This window comes from Pseudomonas sp. NPDC087614, assembly GCF_044743485.1.
In the GTDB taxonomy this organism is placed as follows: domain Bacteria; phylum Pseudomonadota; class Gammaproteobacteria; order Pseudomonadales; family Pseudomonadaceae; genus Aquipseudomonas; species Aquipseudomonas baetica_A.
In genome coordinates, this window is record NZ_JBIUWN010000029.1 from 17,502 (window position 1) to 34,411 (window position 16,910).

Here is a 16,910-nt window from a genome sequence, read left to right on the forward strand (position 1 = left end):
CAGTAGGGGGTCATGCGGTTCCGCTCCTTTTCCAACTGAGATACTGCGTCACCAGTTCGGCCCCCAACTCTGCGGGCCGGACATCCACCACCGGAACGCCATGAGCGCTCAACCGCTCATGGAGTTCTGCCCGCTCATTCAGGTAACTCACCGTGCCGCAGTAAGCCAGCGCTTCGGGCAGCGTTTGCACCGTGGTCTGGCGTAACGTGTCCAGCGTTTCTTCGCGCAGACTGGCGACCAATACCCGATGTTGTGCGCTCAGGCGTTTGACCGCGCTCAGCAGTTCCTCATCGTCCTCATCGCGCAGGTTGGTTACCAGCACCACCAAGGCCCGACGCTTCTGTCGCGTCAGCAGTTGATTGGCGGCGGCCTGATAGTCGGCAGGGCGCTGCGTGCTGTCGAGGTCATAAACCGTGTTCAGCAGTACGTTCAGTTGCGCGCTGCCTTTGACCGGCGCGAGATGGCGTGGGTGATCGCTAGCGAAGGTACTCAAACCCACCGCATCGCCCTGACGCAAGGCCACATAACTGAGCAACAGGCAGGCATTGAGCGCGTGGTCGAAGTGCGACAGTTCATCGTCCTGGCTGCGCATGCGTCGGCCACAGTCGAGCATGAGGATAATCTGCTGATCGCGCTCGTCCTGATATTCACGGGCAATCGGTGAGCGTTGGCGTGCGGTGGCTTTCCAGTCGATCTGGCGCAGGCTGTCGCCTTCACGAAATTCGCGCAGTTGGTGAAATTCCAGGCCCTGACCGCGACGTTGCCGCTGGCGCACGCCGAGCTGGCTGAGCCAATTGTCCACCGCCAGCAGTTCGCCGCCATAAAGTCTGGCGAAATCCGGATAGACGCGGGTGTTGTCGATCACGTCGAGCAAGCGCTTGCCTGACCATAATCCCAACGGGCTCGGCAGGTTCACTTCGCAATGCTCGAAGCTGAAATGGCCGCGTTGCAACGGGCGCAGGCGATAGCTGATCTGGCTGGTTTGACCGGGCTGCAGCTCGACGTTCAGTGGCAGGTTTTCAAAACTCAGGCCATCCGGCACATGGTCGAACAGCTCAATGTTCAGTGGCATGGCAAAGTCATGTGCAACCTTGAGTTGCACCTCACCCCAGCGCCCGAGCGCCAGACTGCCGGGCATCTGCCGTGTGATGCGCAATGCCGGCAGACGCTTGAGGCGCAGGGCGTCGAGCGTCGCCAATGCCAGCAGTGCCAGCAGCAATCCCCAGTTGATTGAAATCAGGCTGGCCGGGAGGTCGATCTGCAATGCCTGCAAGGTGCCCAGCAGTGTGCCGATGAGCAGCAGCAGAGCCAGCCAGATCAGCAGCAGGCGCGAGGGTTTCACAGGCGCGGCGCCGGAACTTGGTCGAGCAGTTGCAGCAGTACCTGATCGACTTGCAAACCTTCTATGTCCAGTTCTGGCGCGATGCGCACGCGGTGGCGCAGCACGGCCAGTGCGCAGCCCTTGATGTCATCGGGAATCACGAATTCGCCGCCGCGCAACAAAGCGCGGGCACGGGCGCAACGCACCAGCGCAATCGAGGCGCGTGGCCCGGCGCCAAGGGTCAGCCCCGGCCAGGTGCGCGTGCTGCGCGCCAGACGCACGGCGTAATCGAGCACCTGATCGTCCAGCGGCAAATCGCTGGCAATACGCTGCAAGGCCTGCAAGTCCTTGGCTTGCAACACCGTGCGCAGCGGCTGCACATCGAGCATGTCGGCGCGGGTCGAGCGGCTGACCTGACGCACCATGTTCAGCTCCTGATCGGCGTCGGGGTAGTCCATGCGCACCTTGAGCATGAAGCGATCAAGCTCGGCTTCGGGCAGTGGGTAAGTGCCTTCCTGTTCGATCGGGTTTTGCGTGGCAAGAACCATGAACGGTTGCGCGATGGGCAGGGCACGACCTTCGAGTGTGACCTGACGCTCCTGCATGGCTTCGAGCAGTGCCGCCTGGGTTTTCGCCGGGGCGCGGTTGATTTCGTCGGCCAGTAACAGGTTGGTGAACAACGGGCCTTTGCGCAGCTTGAACTGCTCGGTGTGCAGGTCGTACACGGCGTGGCCGGTGACGTCGCTGGGCATCAGGTCCGGGGTGAACTGAATGCGCGCGAACTCACCGCCGAAACACCGCGCCAAGGCACGCACCAGCAGGGTTTTGCCCAGACCGGGAACGCCTTCAAGCAACACATGGCCGCCGGCGATCAGCGCGGTCAGCACGTCGTCGATCACCGCGTTCTGGCCGATCACGGCTTTGTGCAATTCGCCGCGCACCGCTTGAGCCAATTGACTGGCGCGCTGGCGTTGCTGGGCGGCGTGGCTGGCGCTGCCGGGCTCGATCTGTTCAGTCATAGCGTGTTCCTCAAGGTTTGCAGGTGGGCGACCTGGCGGCAGAAATCGGCACTGGATAAGCGCCGATCCGACACCGGGCTCAGGGCCTGGCTGATGGCGCGGGTGGGTTGTCGGGTCAGGCGCGACAACGCCAGCCATTGTTCGGCAACGTTCAATTGATCAAAGCCGGGGTGACGGCGACGGGCGCGGCGCAGCACATCCTGTTGCAGTGCTTGCAGCAGCGCCTGCTGGCCGTTGTGGCGCAACAGAAAATCGGCGCTGGCGCGCAGGTGTTCCTGCAATTGTCGGCGTCCACTCGGGGCGGGTAATTGCAGTGGGCCGTGACGCACGCCGACATGCCAGAGCCACAGACCGATCAACGCGAGCAAGGCGACAATGGCTTGCGGGAAGTAGCGCCAGAGCAAGCTCAGCAGGCCATCGTGCTCGGTGTTGTAGATCAGCGTGACATCGGTGTCAGCGCTCAGATACCAGAGCAGCCAGGCATTGTCGTATTGGCTGATGGTCTTGTTCTTCCACAACTCGGCGTCGGTGACCACGGTGATCGTGCCAAGGCTATAGGGCAGTTGCATCATGTGCGTGGCCTTGGCGCTGTTGGCCCAGGCTTGCGCGAGGTTCTTCGGGTCGTCGAGGTGGAAGTCGGTGTCGAAGCCGGCGTAGGCCGGTGCGTTTTCGTCTTCCAGATAGAGTTTGGTCAGTTTCGGGAAGCGCTCTGGTTCAGCGTCTGCGGGTACGTCTTTCAGATCCTTGCTCAGGGATTGATGCAGTTGCACGCGATCGAGCAACAGATCGTTGCTTTGTTTGCTCTGCTCATCCCACAGCGACTCGGCGACGAACACCAGTCGCCCACCGGCCCGGGTCCAGTTCAACACTTGGTCAACCTGACGCGGGGTCATGCGTGAGCGGTCGTTGAACAACAGCAACGTGTGGCGGCGTGGATCGATATCGGGGAGAGCCGCGAGGCTTTCGGCATGGCTGACGTTGAGCCCGCGTTCACGTAAAAACAGCTCGGCGGCCAGATACGGATTGGCTTGCGCGGCGGGAGAGGGGCCGTGATCGACTTCTTCCTGATAAGGCGTGGCGTTGAGGTAGAGGAACACGCTCAGCGTGCCGATCAACAGGGCGATCAACGCAGCCACCCACCACAGTGTCCGGCGATTCAACGGGCGGCTCCGGGACCAAACAAGGCACGCCAGCCATCGCACAGCTCCTGCTTCAAGGGGGCTGCCGGGACGCGATGCCCATAGGCCATGTTCTGCCAATGGGTGGTCAGGCTGCGGCTGAAGGCGAGCAGTTCCGGGCGTTGCAATTGTTCAACGTGCGCGAGTACCTGAAGTTCGGTATCGGCGGGTTTCAGGGTCATATCGAAGTCGTGGAGCAGATGGCTGAGCAGCCCTCGATACAGCAGGCCCAGCGCTGCACGGGGTTGGCTTGGCCAGAGTTGTTCGGCGCTGCCTGCAATGTCGTCAGGCAAGGTGTCGCGGTTCAAATCCAGGCCGAAGGCTTGTTGCGGCAGCGCGCGTTTCGGTTTGGCAGACAGTCTGGGGCGGCGGCTGACGAACGCTTGCAGATAGTCGCGATAACGCCAGATCAGCCAGCCGAACGCAGCAATCACCGTGCCCCACAACAGCACTTCAATAATCTTCGCCAGTCCATTCAAGTGTTGCCCGTCGAGCCAGCCCAAAAGGGTTTTCAGCCACTGCGGCGCTTCACCCGGTGTTTGCGCTTGGGCAGGTTTCGCCGGGTCGTCGCTAAAGCGATAGCGGGTGACGGATTCCTTGTTCTTGAACGGCGGTTGCTCAAGCAGTGCCTTGATGCTGTCCCGTGAGGCCTGACTGGTCAGAGGCTGATTCAACAGTCGCGGTGCCTGTGGACTGTCATCCGGTTCATCAGCCCAGGTCGAAGGCACATTCGGCAGCACCAGAAAAACTGCCAGCAGCACTCCCAATACACCGTTGTTCAGGCGCTGTCGCAAGCGACGAAACACCAGTTCGATATCCCAGGCTTCCAGTTGTGTGCGCCGGTTCAGATAAAGACTGAAGCCGCAGGCGACATAGATCGGCTCCCACACCACCAGCACCAGCGCGTAGAAGGCATTGGTCAGGTGTTCGAGCCAGCGCCAGTCTTGATCCGCCGCGAGTATCAGCGACTGCCAGCTCCAGTCCGTTTCGATTTGCTGCGGCAGCAGCATGTAGAACAGCACCATCAGGCCGATCCACAACGCGGTTTCCAGGTGCACGCCGATGATGGTCAACCACTGCGCTTTACCTGCGTTGCGTTGCAGGAGCACGTGCAGACGCTGTTGTCTGGCGCTGCCGTCGAGGCCCTCGAGTTGTACCACCGGCAGCAGGAAGCTGCGGCTGAAACTCAGACGGCGCCAGGTCAGGCTGGCCAGCAGTTGCGGTTTGAGCAGGCGCGGCCATTCGCGCAGGGCTTGCTTGAGTGTCGGCGTTTCGCCAAACAGCGCTTTCGACAGGATATACAGCGGCAGGCGTTCATACGCCGGTTTCAGCCACCAGAAGATAAACACCGCCAGTGACGGCGAATCCCACAGCAACAGACTGAGCAAGGCGAACAGCGGCAGGGTGACAATCGCCCAACTGGTCATCAGCAGACGCCGATGTTGCTGGCTCATCAGCACGCCCAGGTCCATGGCTTCCCAGGTCGTGCGCGGGCGAATCACCACAGTGGCGTCACTCAGGCGCATGGCGGGTCCTTCCGGCGAACAACAGATAGACCGCGACCAGAGCCCAAAGCGCGGCGCCGACCAGATACTTGGTCAGTGGTGTGACGCTGGTTTTCGACGACCAATAAGCTTCGATAAACGCGGCAATCAACAGGAACAACATCACGCCGCAGACCAGCAACACGCTTTTGCGTGCGGCGCGTTTCAGCGCTTCGCTGCGGGTCAGCCGCCCGGGCGCGATCAATGCCCAGCCGAGTTCCAGGCCGGCGGCCCCGGCGAGGGCGATGGCACTGAGTTCAAAGGCGCCATGGGCGATGACGAATGACCAGAAGGTCTGGCCGAAACCGATCTCGCTGAGGTGCCCGGCCACCGCGCCGATGACCATGCCGTTGTAAAAAAGAAAGAACGCACTGCCGACGCCTAGCAACAAGCCACTGGCGAAAGTCTGAAAGGCAATGCCGATGTTGTGCATCACGTAGTAACCGAACATCACCCAGTCTTCGCTGGCCGCGCGTTCGGCGGGGCGCCCGAGGTGTCCGGCGACCGGGTCGTACATGCCTTGCATCTCGCGCACCTGATCGGCGGGGATCAGGTTGTAGACCAGTTCGGGAAAGAAATACACCAACACGCCGACGCCCATCAGGCTGCCGAAGAACAGCAGGCTGGCGACCAGCACAAAGGGCCATTCGGCACGGACCAGGCGGGGGAAGTCGGCGAGGATGAAACTCAGCAGATTGGCGCCGAGTCGACTGCGGTGACGGTAAAGCTGTTGATGCCCGCGCAGCACTTGTTGTTGCAGCGAATCAATGAGGAAACTGCTGTAGCCGCGTTCCTGCGCCAACGCCAGATGCTGGCAAAGCCGGCGGTAGGCTTTGGGGAAACCGGCGACTTGCGAGGTCTCCTTGCCGCGCTCAAGGCGTTCAAGGGCCAGTGCAAAACGGTCCCATTCGGCCTTGTGCCGCGTTTCGAAAAGGCTTTGTTTCATGTCGGGCCCAACAAGCCGCGAGCGATGCCATTGAGTTCAGCCACAGCCTTGGGCGCAGAAATGTGCAATGGCTGGGCGAGCAGGGCCGCCAGTTCATTGACCCGTGCAGGCGATAACTCTCCTTGGCGCTCGGCAAAGCCCAGCACGGCGCGTTGTTCGGCGAGTGTCAGGGGCACCGGTGAGCGTCGAGGTTCGGCATCAGACAGTTGCGGACGACTGAGCGGGCGTTCGCTGTAGACCACCAATGTGCCGGCTGCGATGTCGCCCAGACGTTTGAAGGTCGGGTGTTGCAGGCAACTGATGGCGCCGAGGAAGTAACCGAATGGCAGCAGATCGACAAAGCGCAGCAGGTTGCGCAGCAGGGAGGCCGACCAGCCGATGGGGGTGCCGTCATCGTGCACCACGCGAAGCCCCATCCATTGTTTGCCCGGCGAACGTCCCTGACGCAGCACTTCAAAGAGCACCATGTACCACCAACTGATCGCGAACAGCAAAAGCGAGCCGAGGCCCATGCCGAGCTTGCCGAGAAATGCCAGCACGATAAACAGCACGCCCATGAGCACGCCGCGGAGGCCCAGATCAATCGCGAAGGCGATGGACCGCACCATCAACCCGGCCGGACGCAAGGGCAAGTCGATGCCTTCCGGTGTTTCGACCTGATGCCGCGTATCCAGCGGCGGGGCCAGCGATGCTTTCCTTGGCGGTGCTGTGGGTTCGAGCATGGGCTACCTGATGTTCGCCTGTTCGGGGTGCAAGGGAACCCGATGCTAGCAGCCTCTCGGGGGAAAACGACATAACTATGTATTGCACCGCGTGTGGCGCGAAGTGCTTGAATGACGCAAGGCTGGCCGCCACCGCGGTTGAACGCCTAGACTTTGCCGATCTTCAGTTCAGGAACCGCCCGTGACTTCCATCTTCTGGTACGACTACGAAACCACTGGCATCAATCCCCGTTGCGACCGTCCGCTGCAGGTTGCGGGGATTCGCACCGACCACGACCTCAACGAAATCGATGAGCCGGTCAACCTCTACTGCCAACTCAGCGAAGACATCCTGCCGCACCCGGCGGCGTGCGTGATCACTGGCATCACCCCAGGCCAACTCGCCGAAAAGGGTTTGAGCGAAGCCGATTTCATGACCCGGGTGCACGCGCAACTGGCCGCCCCTGGCACTTGCGGTGCGGGTTACAACACCTTGCGCTTCGACGACGAGATGACGCGCTACAGCTTGTATCGCAATTTCTTCGATCCTTACGCCCGTGAATGGCAGGGCGGCAACAGTCGCTGGGATCTGATCGACGTGGTACGTGCCGCCTGTGCGCTGCGCCCGGAAGGCCTGGTCTGGCCGACCGATGAAGAGGGGCGGGTAACGCTCAAGCTCGAACGTCTGACGGCCGCCAACAATATTGATCATGGCAATGCCCATGAAGCGTTGTCGGACGTGCGCGCGACCATCGCCCTGGCGCGGTTGATCCGCGAGAAACAGCCAAAACTGTATGACTGGCTGTTCCAGTTACGCAGCAAGCAAAAAGTCATGGATCAGATTCGCCTGTTGCAGCCTTTGGTGCACATTAGCGGGCGATTCTCGGCGGCGCGCAGTTATGTCGGTGTGGTGCTGCCGCTGGCCTGGCACCCGAAAAACCGCAACGCCTTGATCGTCTGCGACCTGCACCTTGATCCGCAGGGCCTGCTCGACCTGGATGCACACGCCTTGCGGCAGCGTCTGTACACCCGTCGTGACGATTTGCTGGAAGGTGAGTTACCAGTGCCGCTCAAGCTGATTCATATCAACCGTTGCCCGGTGGTGGCGCCACTGTCGGTATTGCGTGCACAGGATCAGCAACGGTTGGGGTTGGACATGGCGCTTTATCAGGCGCGAGCGCTGCGACTAACTGACGCACAACAAGTTTGGAAAGATAAAGTGGCGGCAATTTATGCCAGCGAAGATTTCACCCCGAGCGAGGATCCGGAACAACAGTTGTACGACGGATTTATCGGTGACCGCGACCGGCGTCTATGTGAGCAAGTGAGAGCGGCCGATCCTGCTCAATTAGCGCAAGAGCAATGGCCTTTCGATGATGAACGTTTGCCTGAATTACTCTTTCGCTATCGAGCACGCAACTTTCCTGAAACGTTGACTTTTGAAGAGCAAGAGCGCTGGAGAATATTTTGTCAGCAACGGTTGTCCGAGCCGGAATGGGGCGCACCGAATACCTTTCAATCTTTTACAGAGAGCGCAGAGCAATGGACGCTTAATGCCACGCCGGAGCAGAGAGTGGTTCTCAATGAATGGCAGAATCATGTCCAGGCATTACGCAAACGATTGAATCTTTGAAATCGAACATGACCGGGTCTAAATCCCAGGCATAAAAAAACGCCAGCATTGGCTGGCGTTTCTTTTTTCGCGGATCGCTCTGCGAAGGCGCTGCGGCTTAGCCCAGCAGGGTAGCCCAGCCTTCAACCACGTCACCGCCCCACTTGAGTTTCCACTCTTTCAGAGTCTTGTGGTTGCCACCTTTGGTTTCGATGACTTCTCCGTTGTGCGGGTTTTTGTATTGTTTAACTTTGCGAGCACGCTTGGTGCCGGTAGTTTTTACTGCGCCGCCGCGTGGGGCTTTGGTTTTCGAATCCGGATCCAGCAGCGCGATGATGTCACGCAGGGATTTGGAGTATTCGCCCATCAGGGTGCGCAGCTTGCCTTCGAATTCCAGCTCGGCTTGCAGTTTGTCGTCTTCGGACAGGTTCTTCAAACGGGCTTGCAGCTCTTTGATAGCTTCTTCGGTGGCGCGATATTCGTTGATCAAGGACATGATTACTACCTTAGTAAAGTGCTGAATGGCAGGGACAGTGCCGCAATAATAGTCAGGCTGTTTCATCAAGTAAACATTTAACCGGCGTTTTTATTTAAATTAGTTACGGGATTTAGCTGCAGATTGAATGTTCAGTTAAATAATGTGATGCAGTCATCACGGATATTCACAGTTATCTGATCAAACAATGATCGCCCTGCGCACAAAAATGTGCGTCAGGGGCCGCGTCGATGCCTGCGTTCATCAATACTGCAGTTTTCCTGCGCAGTCGCTAGAATGGCGGCCTTTGCGAAGTTCTGGAGTTCCCCCTCATGCGCACTTTTCGGCTGGTGATTTCTTGCCCGGACCGCGTTGGCATTGTTGCCAAAGTCAGTAATTTTCTGGCAGCCCACAATGGCTGGATCACTGAAGCAAGCCACCACTCGGATAATCAGGTCGGCTGGTTCTTCATGCGTCACGAGATTCGTGCCGATTCGCTGCCGTTCGGTATCGACGTATTGCGCGAGAAGTTTGCGCCGATCGCCGAAGAGTTCTCGATGGACTGGCGCATCACTGACACCGAGCAGAAGAAGCGCGTTGTGCTGATGGCCAGCCGCGAATCCCATTGCCTGGCTGACTTGTTGCACCGTTGGCACAGCGACGAACTGGACTGCGAAATCTCCTGCGTCATCTCCAACCACGACGACCTGCGCAGTATGGTCGAGTGGCACGGCATTCCTTATTACCATGTCCCGGTCAATCCACAGGACAAGCAACCGGCGTTCGCCGAAGTGTCGCGTCTGGTCAAACAGCACGACGCTGAAGTGGTGGTGCTGGCGCGCTACATGCAAATCCTGCCGCCGGAACTGTGCCGTGAATACGCACACAAGGTCATCAACATTCACCACAGCTTCCTGCCGTCGTTCGTGGGCGCCAAACCGTATCACCAGGCCTCTCTGCGCGGCGTGAAGCTGATCGGTGCGACCTGCCACTACGTGACCGAAGAGCTGGACGCCGGTCCCATCATCGAGCAGGACGTTGTCCGCGTCAGCCACAGCGACAGCATCGAAGACATGGTGCGTTTCGGTCGTGACGTCGAGAAAATGGTATTGGCTCGCGGCTTGCGTTATCACCTGGAAGACCGGGTGCTGGTGCACGGCAACAAGACCGTGGTGTTCTGATCGAACTCACGCATGCTTGAATATCGAAGGGCCTGGGCGTTCAATCGCTCCAGGCCCTTCGCCGTTTCAGCCCTTGAGGAAATGCCATGAGCGATCCACTGGACAAAGCCACTTCCAAAGCGCCTGCCACCTTGGGGGAAGGTTGTTTGAGCCGTTATGACCCGGATGACATGAGGGAGGAGGATGGGACGGAGTTTCCCGGCGCCGCCGAGTTGTGGGAGCAAATAAAAGAAGAGCAGGATGGGCCTAAGAAGCCTGCCGCGCCTTCATCAGCTTCTTGAGCAGTGGTCTGCCTAGCATCAACAGAAACACCGGGCCGCCGACCAGTAGATAGAAGTAGTACGTCACCACCCGCCAGATCAGAATGGCCGCCGCCGCGGTGGATTTTCCCACCATTGGCGCCAACAGTGCCGCCGAGGTCAACTCCGCAGCGCCCGCGCCACCGGGTAACAGACTGAGCTGTCCGGCGCCCAGCGAGAGCATCTGCACCAGAAAACTCCAGGCCCACTGCAAGTCCGCGCCCAGTCCACGCAACGCCAGATACAGCACGCTGTAGCGCAGCAGCCAATGCACGCAGGTGAGGGCGAACACTTTGCTCAACGTCTGCCAGGGCAACTTCAGAGCATTGATGAAGTCGGCGAGAAAGTGCAGCACCTTGCGCGTCCAGCGACGGCGCGTGCTCGCGGGCACGTTCATTCTGGCCAGTAGCCGTCCGCTCAGGCGAATCAGTGGGCGGTGGTATCGCGCCAGCAGTACGCAACTGAACAGCCCGCCGAACAACGATACGGCGCTGACGATCAAAAGCCATTCGAGACGATCACTCAGGTGCCGGAACACGGCGTAAATCAGAATTCCACTCAAGGCGCACAGAAAGAACAGCAGGTCACTCAACTGATCCATGGCAAACACGGCGCTGCTGCGGGACGGGCGCACGCCGCAGCGGCCCAGTAGGGCCATGATCGTCAGGGGGCCGCCACTGCCGCCCGGTGTCGCGCAGTAGGCGAATTCAACGGCCATGACCACGCCCAGGCTCTTCATCGGCGTGATGCGATTACGCTGATCGCCGAGCAATAAGCGCAGACGCAGGGTGTTGATGCCCCAGCAAAGCAGAATCATGGCGAACATGATCAGCAGCCATTGCAGCGGAAAGTTTTGCAAGCGCGCCCAGATTCCGCTGCCGCCGAGCAGCAGCGGGATCAGCACGGCTGCGAACAGACCAAGCAACAACACAAGGCCGCGACTCATGCGGCGCGTTCCCGTTGACCGCGCTGTTGTGCAAGCCAGTTCACCTTGGTCATCGGCACTCGTCCTGACGCCAGCAGCCGCAGGAGGGTATTGAGCCAGTAATCGCGGGAGTAGCCATGACGCATGTCCACCGGGTGCAAGCCTAGACGAATCACTGGGGCGTGACGCCAGCGGTGTTCGCGCTGATCGCTGACCATCTTCGACAGACCACGACGCCAGGCGCTGCGCGCACTCCATACCAGCCCCGGCGCATCGACAGGGGTGAAGTCCGGGAGACGATAAAGGTGCTGAGGATCGCTGGTGTAGCGCAGCGGTAATTGGCGCAGAGCTTGTCGCGTGCCTTCGCTCATCAACCAGGCTGGAGCAACGAAGCCGTGCAGCGGCCAATCGTAGCGCTGGAACAGTTCAATGCCGGTGCGCAGGCGGGCGAGCGCGGCGTTGTGGGATAAACGATAGAACTCGCCTTCATGGGTATAGAGACGGCGCATGAACCAATCGCGTGGCGTGGTCGGGTCAGGTTCCTGGTCATCATGAAAATAACCGTGCAAAGCCAGTTCATCGCCGCGTGCGAGGCGGATACTCAGCAGTCGACGAAAGTCCGGGTGAGCGTCAAGGGCATCACGGCGATGAAAATCCGGTACCACCAGCCAGGTCATCGGCACGTTGCCTAAAGCATCGACTGTTTCTACAAAAGGTCGGTAATCCGCCCAGGTAGAAGGGGCCACGTCGTGCAGCGTCAGCAGTACGGCGGGGCGATTCAGGGAATCAGCCATTGGCCACCTTCCGTGTCACATGGCCGAGGACGGCGTGGTAGTGGCTCAGCAAACTGTCGACCACGGTGTCCCAGGCGTAATGCCGTTCGACATGTTGGCGCGCCTGTTGGCCAAGTCTTGCGCTGTCGCGACTGAACAACTCGTGCACGGCGTTGGCCATGGCTTGTGGGTTGTTCGGTGCGCACAGCAGGCCGCAGGATTCTGGCACGATCTCTTGAAAAGCCCCGGCCGCCACCGCCACAACCGGAATACCGCAGGCCATGGCTTCGAGGATCACCAGACCGAAGGTTTCCTGATCGCCGGCATGCACCAAGGCATCGGCACTGGCCATCAGTCGGGCAACGGTCGGTGCCGGGCAGAATTGATTGATGACGCTGACGTTGTCCGGCACCACGGCGGGCATCGATGAACCCACCAGCAGCAGGTGATAGCGCGGGCCGAGGCGTTGCATGCATTTGAGCAGGACCGGCAGGTTTTTCTCTTTCGAGCCGCGCCCGGCGAAGATCAGCAGGCGCGTGTCTTCGGCGATCCCCAGTTGGGCGCGCAAGCCTGGATCAGCGGCGCCCGGGTGGAAGTTTTGCAGGTCAACGCCCAGCGGTTGCACGAAGACGTTGCGCACCCCCAGGCCCGTCAGCTTGTCAGCCATAACCTGGCTCGGCGCCAGTACCCGATCAAAGTTGCCGTAGAGCTTGGTGACATAGGCCTCGACGTTGGGCGTAACCCAATGTCCCATGCGGTTACTGGCCAGCAGCGGCAGGTCGGAATGGTAAAAACCGATCACCGGTACATCCAGTTGGCGCCGGGCATCCAGTGCGGCCCATGCGGTGAGGTACGGGTCGCCCACTTCAATCAGATCGGGCTGCAAGTCCTGCAGGACGTTTCGCCAAGGGGCCAAACGCACGGGGAAGCGGTAGCCCTTGCCAAAGGGCAGGGCGGGAGCGGGAACCGTATAAACACCATCGTTTTCGCCGAAATGCGCGCCGGGGATCAGCAGACTGTGACGAGTCCCGGGTTTGACGCCCAACCGGCGGTGTTTGGCGTCAAGATAAGTGCGTACGCCACCGCTGGCCGGGGCATAGAACATGGTGATATCGGCGATGTGCACAGTGATCGTCCCTCCGCAGCGTTGCTCTCCTTTGGTTGACCTTTATCCACAATAGATGTTCGGTCGGGATTTGTGCGGTGCAACGAAGCGCAGCCCTCTCCCGGAAGGAGAGGGCTGCGCGAAGTGTTTGGGCTTGATACATCGACCTGAGAGTTTGAGCCCAACTCAGGTTTGAAACGCTTGAAGATCGGCGCCCTTTTCCCTCACACCTTGGGGTGAGGGGGGAGGTTTTTGATCTTAAATGCGGAAACTGCCCACCAACTGCGTCAACCGCGAAGCCTGCTGCTCCAGATCCGAACAGGCACGCAACGTCGCCTGCAGGTTCTCAACGCCTTCCTGATTCAGCGTGTTGATTTCGGTGATGTCCACGTTGATCGACTCGACCACCGCCGTTTGCTCTTCGGTCGCGGTGGCCACCGACTGGTTCATCCCGTCGATCTCGCCAATGCGCTGGGTCACACTGTTCAAACGCTCACCCGCGAGGTTGGCAATCTCCACGCTGTCCTGGCTGTGACGCTGGCTGTCACTCATGGTGCTCACCGACTCACGGGCGCCGACTTGCAACTCCTCGATCATGGTCTGCACCTGTTGCGCTGATTCCTGGGTGCGGTGTGCCAGGTTACGCACTTCATCCGCCACCACGGCAAAACCACGACCGGCCTCGCCGGCACGCGCCGCTTCGATCGCAGCGTTGAGTGCCAGCAGGTTGGTTTGCTGGGAAATGCTGGTGATCACTTCGAGAATCTGGCCGATGTTCACGGTTTTGCTGTTCAGCGACTCAATGTTGCTGCTCGATGCGCTGAGCATGCTCGACAGTTGATTCATCGCCTTGATGCTGCGATCCACCACTTGCTGGCCGTCCTCAGCGAGGCCGCGGGCATCGCTGGCCTGATTCGAGGCTTGCGCGGCATTGCGGGCGATTTCCTGAGCCGCGGCACCTAGCTCATTGATCGCGGCGGCGACACTGCTGGTGCGCGAAGCTTGCTGATCGGAGTTGTACATCGACGAGTTCGACGCGGCGACCACGCGCAGCGCGACTTCGTTGACTTGCCCTGTGGCCGACGACACTTCGCGGATCGAGCGGTGGATGCGCTCGACGAAGCGGTTGAACGCGGTGCCGAGGGTGCCGAACTCATCGTTATTGACGATGGTCAGGCGTTTGGTCAGGTCGCCTTCACCATCGGCGATGTCTTCCATGGCGCGGGTCATGACGTGCAGCGGCTGGATGAGGATACGGATCAGCATGCCGAGCAGGGCAATGATGATGGCGACCGCGATAACCGTCGCAATCACTGCCGAGGCGCGGAATTGGCTGAGCATCGCGAAGGCTTTGTCCTTGTCCACCGACAGGCCGATGTACCAGTTCACCGACGGCAGGCCTTTGATCGGGGCAAAAGTGACGATGCGGGTTTTGCCATCGACGGTGATTTCACTGAAGTCGCTGCTGATGCGCGGGGTGTCCTGCGGATACGCTTCTTTCAGCGATTTCATCACCAGCGCTTTGTCCGGGTGCACGAGGATCTTGCCATCGGCGCTGACCAGGAACACATAACCCATGCCGTCGAAGTCCCGGGCGGCGAGGGTGTCGACCAGCGATTGCAGGCTCAAGTCGCCGCCAACCACGCCGACGCTCTGGCCGGCCTTTTTCGAGGCGGTGGCAATGGAAATGATCAGTTGGCCGGTGGCCGCGTCGATGTAGGGCTCGGTCAGGGTCGGGGTACTGCTGCTCTCGGCACCTTTGTACCAAGGGCGAACCCGTGGATCGAAACCGTCCGGCATCTTCACGTCCGGGCGGATGGTGAAATGACCGGTAGCATCGCCCAGGTAGGTGGCCATGAACGTCGAGGTCAGGGCCTTCTGGTCCAGCAGATTGGCGACATTGGCGGGTTCGGGGTTGATGGCGATGTTTTGGGCGGCGTTCTCGACCAGCAGAATGCGGCCGCTGAGCCACGTCTGAATATTGCCGGCGGTGACTTCGCCCATTTCGTTGAGGTAGTTGTTCAGGTCATCTCGAATCGCATTGCGCTGGAGCCAGTCGTTATACAGCGTGAACGAGGCGAAGGCAGCAATGACGATGAGGGCGGCGGCAAGCAATATTTTATGGCTGAAGCGCAGATTTTTGTTCATGGCTTGGGGTTCCGCTAAGGTCTTAATGTCCAGGGCGTGCTTTTATAGAAACATGCGCAATGGGCAAGGATGAAAGTAAGCTGATATTTCCGTCTCTCCTTAGGGAAATGTCTGTCCTGACTTTTGGTCGGGCTCTCACCTTTCTTTATCGGCCATGCAGAATCAAAGATTAACCAACGGGTGACAAAATGCCTGACTCATCGCAACTCGTAATCGGCGCCGATCTCGCGGGGCAACCGATCGCCCAGGCCATGCGTCTGGCGAATCGACACGGGCTGGTCGCCGGCGCGACCGGTACGGGTAAAACCGTCACCTTGCAGCGTCTGGCCGAAGCCTTCAGCGACGCGGGCGTGGCGGTATTCGCTGCCGACATCAAGGGTGATCTGTGCGGCCTTGGTGCTGCCGGCACCCCCCAGGGCAAAGTCGCCGAGCGCATTGCCGGGATGCCTTGGCTCAACTACAAACCGCAGGCTTATCCGGTGACGTTGTGGGACATCCACGGCGAGTCGGGCCATCCGCTGCGCACCACGTTAAGTGAGATGGGCCCGCTGCTGATCGGCAGCCTGCTGGAACTCACCGACAGCCAGCAAGCGGCGCTGTATGCCGCGTTCAAAGTCGCGGATCGTGAGGGGCTGTTGTTGCTGGATCTGAAGGACCTGAAAGCGCTGCTCAATCACCTCAAAGACAATCCGCAAATGTTGGGAGACGACGCCGCGCTGATGACCACCGGTTCCAGTCAGGCGCTATTGCGTCGGCTGGCAACCCTGGAACAGCAGGGCGCAGAAGCCTTGTTTGGCGAGCCGGCACTGCAACTTGAAGACATCCTGCAACCGGCCGCCGATGGCCGTGGGCGCATTCATCTGCTTGACGCCAGCCGTCTGGTGCATGAGGCGCCGAAGGTCTACGCGACGTTCTTGCTGTGGCTGCTGGCCGAGTTGTTCGAACAACTGCCAGAGCGCGGTGACGCGGATAAACCCCTGCTGGCGCTGTTTTTCGATGAGGCGCATTTGTTGTTCGGCGACACACCCAAAGCCTTGCAAGAGCGCCTGGAACAGGTGGTGCGGTTGATTCGGTCCAAAGGTGTCGGTGTGTATTTCGTCACCCAATCACCGGCTGACTTGCCGGACGATGTGCTGGCGCAGCTTGGTTTGCGCATCCAGCACGGGTTGCGCGCCTTCACCACCAAAGAGCAGAAATCCCTGCGCGCAGTGGCGGACGGGTTCCGGCCCAACCCTGCGTTCAACAGTTTGTCGGTGCTGACTGAGTTGGGTATCGGCGAGGCGCTGGTCGGCACACTCGCGGACAAGGGCACGCCGCAAATGGTTGAGCGCGTGCTGGTCGCGCCGCCGCAGTCACGAATCGGGCCGTTGTCGCAAACCGAGCGCACGATGCTGATAGCCGGCTCACCGTTCAAGGGCCGGTATGACAAACCGATTGACCGGGAGTCGGCTTATGAAATTCTCATGGGACGCAAAAACCTGGCGCCGGAGCCTGAAACACCGGCGGGCAAGCCAGCAGTACCAGAGCCTGGTCTGGCCGACAGGGCAGGGGAGTTTCTTGGTACGGCGGCAGGGCAGGCGCTGAAATCGGCCATGCGCCAGGCTGCCAACAACCTGGGCAAGCAACTGGTACGCGGCCTGATGGGCTCCCTGCTCGGCGGCAGCAAACGCCGCTGATCAACCG

15 protein-coding genes and 1 pseudogene are annotated in these 16,910 nt (G+C 60.1%); 4 read left to right on the plus strand and 12 right to left on the minus strand.

Features of this window, described 5'->3' with window-relative positions; genetic code table 11:
- Positions 1-10 precede the first annotated feature (10 nt).
- From ACIOWA_RS13145 to ACIOWA_RS13170, 6 genes are read right to left on the minus strand one after another with little or no spacing between them, the layout of a single operon-like run.
- Positions 11-1,342 carry a DUF58 domain-containing protein gene (locus ACIOWA_RS13145; protein ID WP_339495163.1) on the minus strand — a complete coding sequence of 444 codons (1,332 nt, stop codon included), beginning with the start codon at positions 1,340-1,342 and terminating at the stop codon, positions 11-13.
- Positions 1,339-2,340 carry an AAA family ATPase gene (locus ACIOWA_RS13150; protein ID WP_401160157.1) on the minus strand — a complete coding sequence of 334 codons (1,002 nt, stop codon included), beginning with the start codon at positions 2,338-2,340 and terminating at the stop codon, positions 1,339-1,341. Before ACIOWA_RS13150 ends, ACIOWA_RS13145 begins: the two co-directional genes overlap by 4 nt.
- Positions 2,337-3,500 carry a DUF4350 domain-containing protein gene (locus ACIOWA_RS13155; RefSeq protein ID WP_339431000.1) on the minus strand — a complete coding sequence of 388 codons (1,164 nt, stop codon included), beginning with the start codon at positions 3,498-3,500 and terminating at the stop codon, positions 2,337-2,339. Before ACIOWA_RS13155 ends, ACIOWA_RS13150 begins: the two co-directional genes overlap by 4 nt.
- A complete protein-coding gene (locus ACIOWA_RS13160) occupies positions 3,497-5,044 on the minus strand; it encodes a DUF4129 domain-containing protein (protein WP_339430999.1) in 1,548 nt (515 codons plus the stop codon). Before ACIOWA_RS13160 ends, ACIOWA_RS13155 begins: the two co-directional genes overlap by 4 nt.
- Positions 5,031-6,008, minus strand: coding sequence for a stage II sporulation protein M (locus ACIOWA_RS13165; protein WP_401160160.1), 978 nt, complete (start codon positions 6,006-6,008; stop codon positions 5,031-5,033). Before ACIOWA_RS13165 ends, ACIOWA_RS13160 begins: the two co-directional genes overlap by 14 nt.
- Complete coding sequence (locus ACIOWA_RS13170; RefSeq protein WP_401160162.1) at positions 6,005-6,730, minus strand: RDD family protein; 726 nt, start codon at positions 6,728-6,730, stop codon at positions 6,005-6,007. The genes ACIOWA_RS13165 and ACIOWA_RS13170 overlap by 4 nt, the downstream gene beginning before the upstream one ends.
- 181 nt (positions 6,731-6,911) lie before the next feature.
- Here ACIOWA_RS13170 and sbcB point away from each other — a divergent pair, with 181 nt between their 5' ends.
- Positions 6,912-8,342, plus strand: a complete 1,431-nt coding sequence (sbcB, locus tag ACIOWA_RS13175) for an exodeoxyribonuclease I (protein WP_401160164.1) — start codon at positions 6,912-6,914, stop codon at positions 8,340-8,342.
- Positions 8,343-8,439: 97 nt separating this feature from the next.
- On the opposite strand, the gene mvaT is transcribed toward sbcB, so the two are convergent.
- Positions 8,440-8,817, minus strand: coding sequence for a histone-like nucleoid-structuring protein MvaT (gene mvaT, locus ACIOWA_RS13180; RefSeq protein ID WP_339430995.1), 378 nt, complete (start codon positions 8,815-8,817; stop codon positions 8,440-8,442).
- 311 nt (positions 8,818-9,128) lie between these two features.
- On the opposite strand from mvaT, the gene purU reads away from it, so the two are divergent.
- Positions 9,129-9,977 carry a formyltetrahydrofolate deformylase gene (purU, locus tag ACIOWA_RS13185; protein ID WP_221730666.1) on the plus strand — a complete coding sequence of 283 codons (849 nt, stop codon included), beginning with the start codon at positions 9,129-9,131 and terminating at the stop codon, positions 9,975-9,977.
- Between the two features lie 86 nt (positions 9,978-10,063).
- Entirely contained in the window at positions 10,064-10,258 is a 195-nt protein-coding gene (locus tag ACIOWA_RS13190; RefSeq protein ID WP_339430994.1) for a hypothetical protein, read from the plus strand.
- Here ACIOWA_RS13190 and ACIOWA_RS13195 read toward each other — a convergent pair.
- The 5 genes and pseudogenes from ACIOWA_RS13195 to ACIOWA_RS13215 form a co-directional block, all read right to left on the minus strand.
- Positions 10,224-11,222 (minus strand): lysylphosphatidylglycerol synthase transmembrane domain-containing protein, encoded by a 999-nt coding sequence (locus ACIOWA_RS13195; RefSeq protein WP_339465239.1) that lies wholly within the window; start codon positions 11,220-11,222, stop codon positions 10,224-10,226. The two genes, ACIOWA_RS13190 and ACIOWA_RS13195, sit on opposite strands and share 35 nt — an antisense overlap.
- Positions 11,219-11,995: a DUF2334 domain-containing protein gene (locus ACIOWA_RS13200; protein ID WP_401160167.1), complete on the minus strand. Its 777-nt coding sequence runs from the start codon at positions 11,993-11,995 to the stop codon at positions 11,219-11,221. Before ACIOWA_RS13200 ends, ACIOWA_RS13195 begins: the two co-directional genes overlap by 4 nt.
- Positions 11,988-13,100, minus strand: a complete 1,113-nt coding sequence (locus ACIOWA_RS13205) for a glycosyltransferase family 4 protein (protein ID WP_401160169.1) — start codon at positions 13,098-13,100, stop codon at positions 11,988-11,990. Before ACIOWA_RS13205 ends, ACIOWA_RS13200 begins: the two co-directional genes overlap by 8 nt.
- 237 nt (positions 13,101-13,337) lie before the next feature.
- A complete protein-coding gene (locus ACIOWA_RS13210; RefSeq protein WP_401160180.1) occupies positions 13,338-14,102 on the minus strand; it encodes a methyl-accepting chemotaxis protein in 765 nt (254 codons plus the stop codon).
- 93 nt (positions 14,103-14,195) lie between these two features.
- Positions 14,196-15,227 (minus strand): annotated as a pseudogene (locus ACIOWA_RS13215) (cache domain-containing protein); the annotation flags it as partial.
- 188 nt (positions 15,228-15,415) lie between these two features.
- Here ACIOWA_RS13215 and ACIOWA_RS13220 point away from each other — a divergent pair.
- Positions 15,416-16,903, plus strand: a complete 1,488-nt coding sequence (locus ACIOWA_RS13220; RefSeq protein WP_339465241.1) for a helicase HerA-like domain-containing protein — start codon at positions 15,416-15,418, stop codon at positions 16,901-16,903.
- Positions 16,904-16,910 lie beyond the last annotated feature (7 nt).

Excerpts from the sequence above, each read along its gene's own strand:
- ACIOWA_RS13150 (WP_401160157.1), bottom strand. The coding sequence starts at position 2,340 with ATGACTGAACAGATCGAGCCCGGCAGCGCCAGCCACGCCGCCCAGCAA.
- ACIOWA_RS13160 (WP_339430999.1), bottom strand. The coding sequence starts at position 5,044 with ATGCGCCTGAGTGACGCCACTGTGGTGATTCGCCCGCGCACGACCTGG.
- ACIOWA_RS13165 (WP_401160160.1), bottom strand. The coding sequence starts at position 6,008 with ATGAAACAAAGCCTTTTCGAAACGCGGCACAAGGCCGAATGGGACCGT.
- ACIOWA_RS13170 (WP_401160162.1), bottom strand. The coding sequence starts at position 6,730 with ATGCTCGAACCCACAGCACCGCCAAGGAAAGCATCGCTGGCCCCGCCG.
- mvaT (WP_339430995.1), bottom strand. The coding sequence starts at position 8,817 with ATGTCCTTGATCAACGAATATCGCGCCACCGAAGAAGCTATCAAAGAG.
- purU (WP_221730666.1), top strand. The coding sequence starts at position 9,129 with ATGCGCACTTTTCGGCTGGTGATTTCTTGCCCGGACCGCGTTGGCATT.
- ACIOWA_RS13190 (WP_339430994.1), top strand. The coding sequence starts at position 10,064 with ATGAGCGATCCACTGGACAAAGCCACTTCCAAAGCGCCTGCCACCTTG.
- ACIOWA_RS13195 (WP_339465239.1), bottom strand. The coding sequence starts at position 11,222 with ATGAGTCGCGGCCTTGTGTTGTTGCTTGGTCTGTTCGCAGCCGTGCTG.
- ACIOWA_RS13200 (WP_401160167.1), bottom strand. The coding sequence starts at position 11,995 with ATGGCTGATTCCCTGAATCGCCCCGCCGTACTGCTGACGCTGCACGAC.
- ACIOWA_RS13210 (WP_401160180.1), bottom strand. The coding sequence starts at position 14,102 with ATGTACAACTCCGATCAGCAAGCTTCGCGCACCAGCAGTGTCGCCGCC.
- ACIOWA_RS13220 (WP_339465241.1), top strand. The coding sequence starts at position 15,416 with ATGCCTGACTCATCGCAACTCGTAATCGGCGCCGATCTCGCGGGGCAA.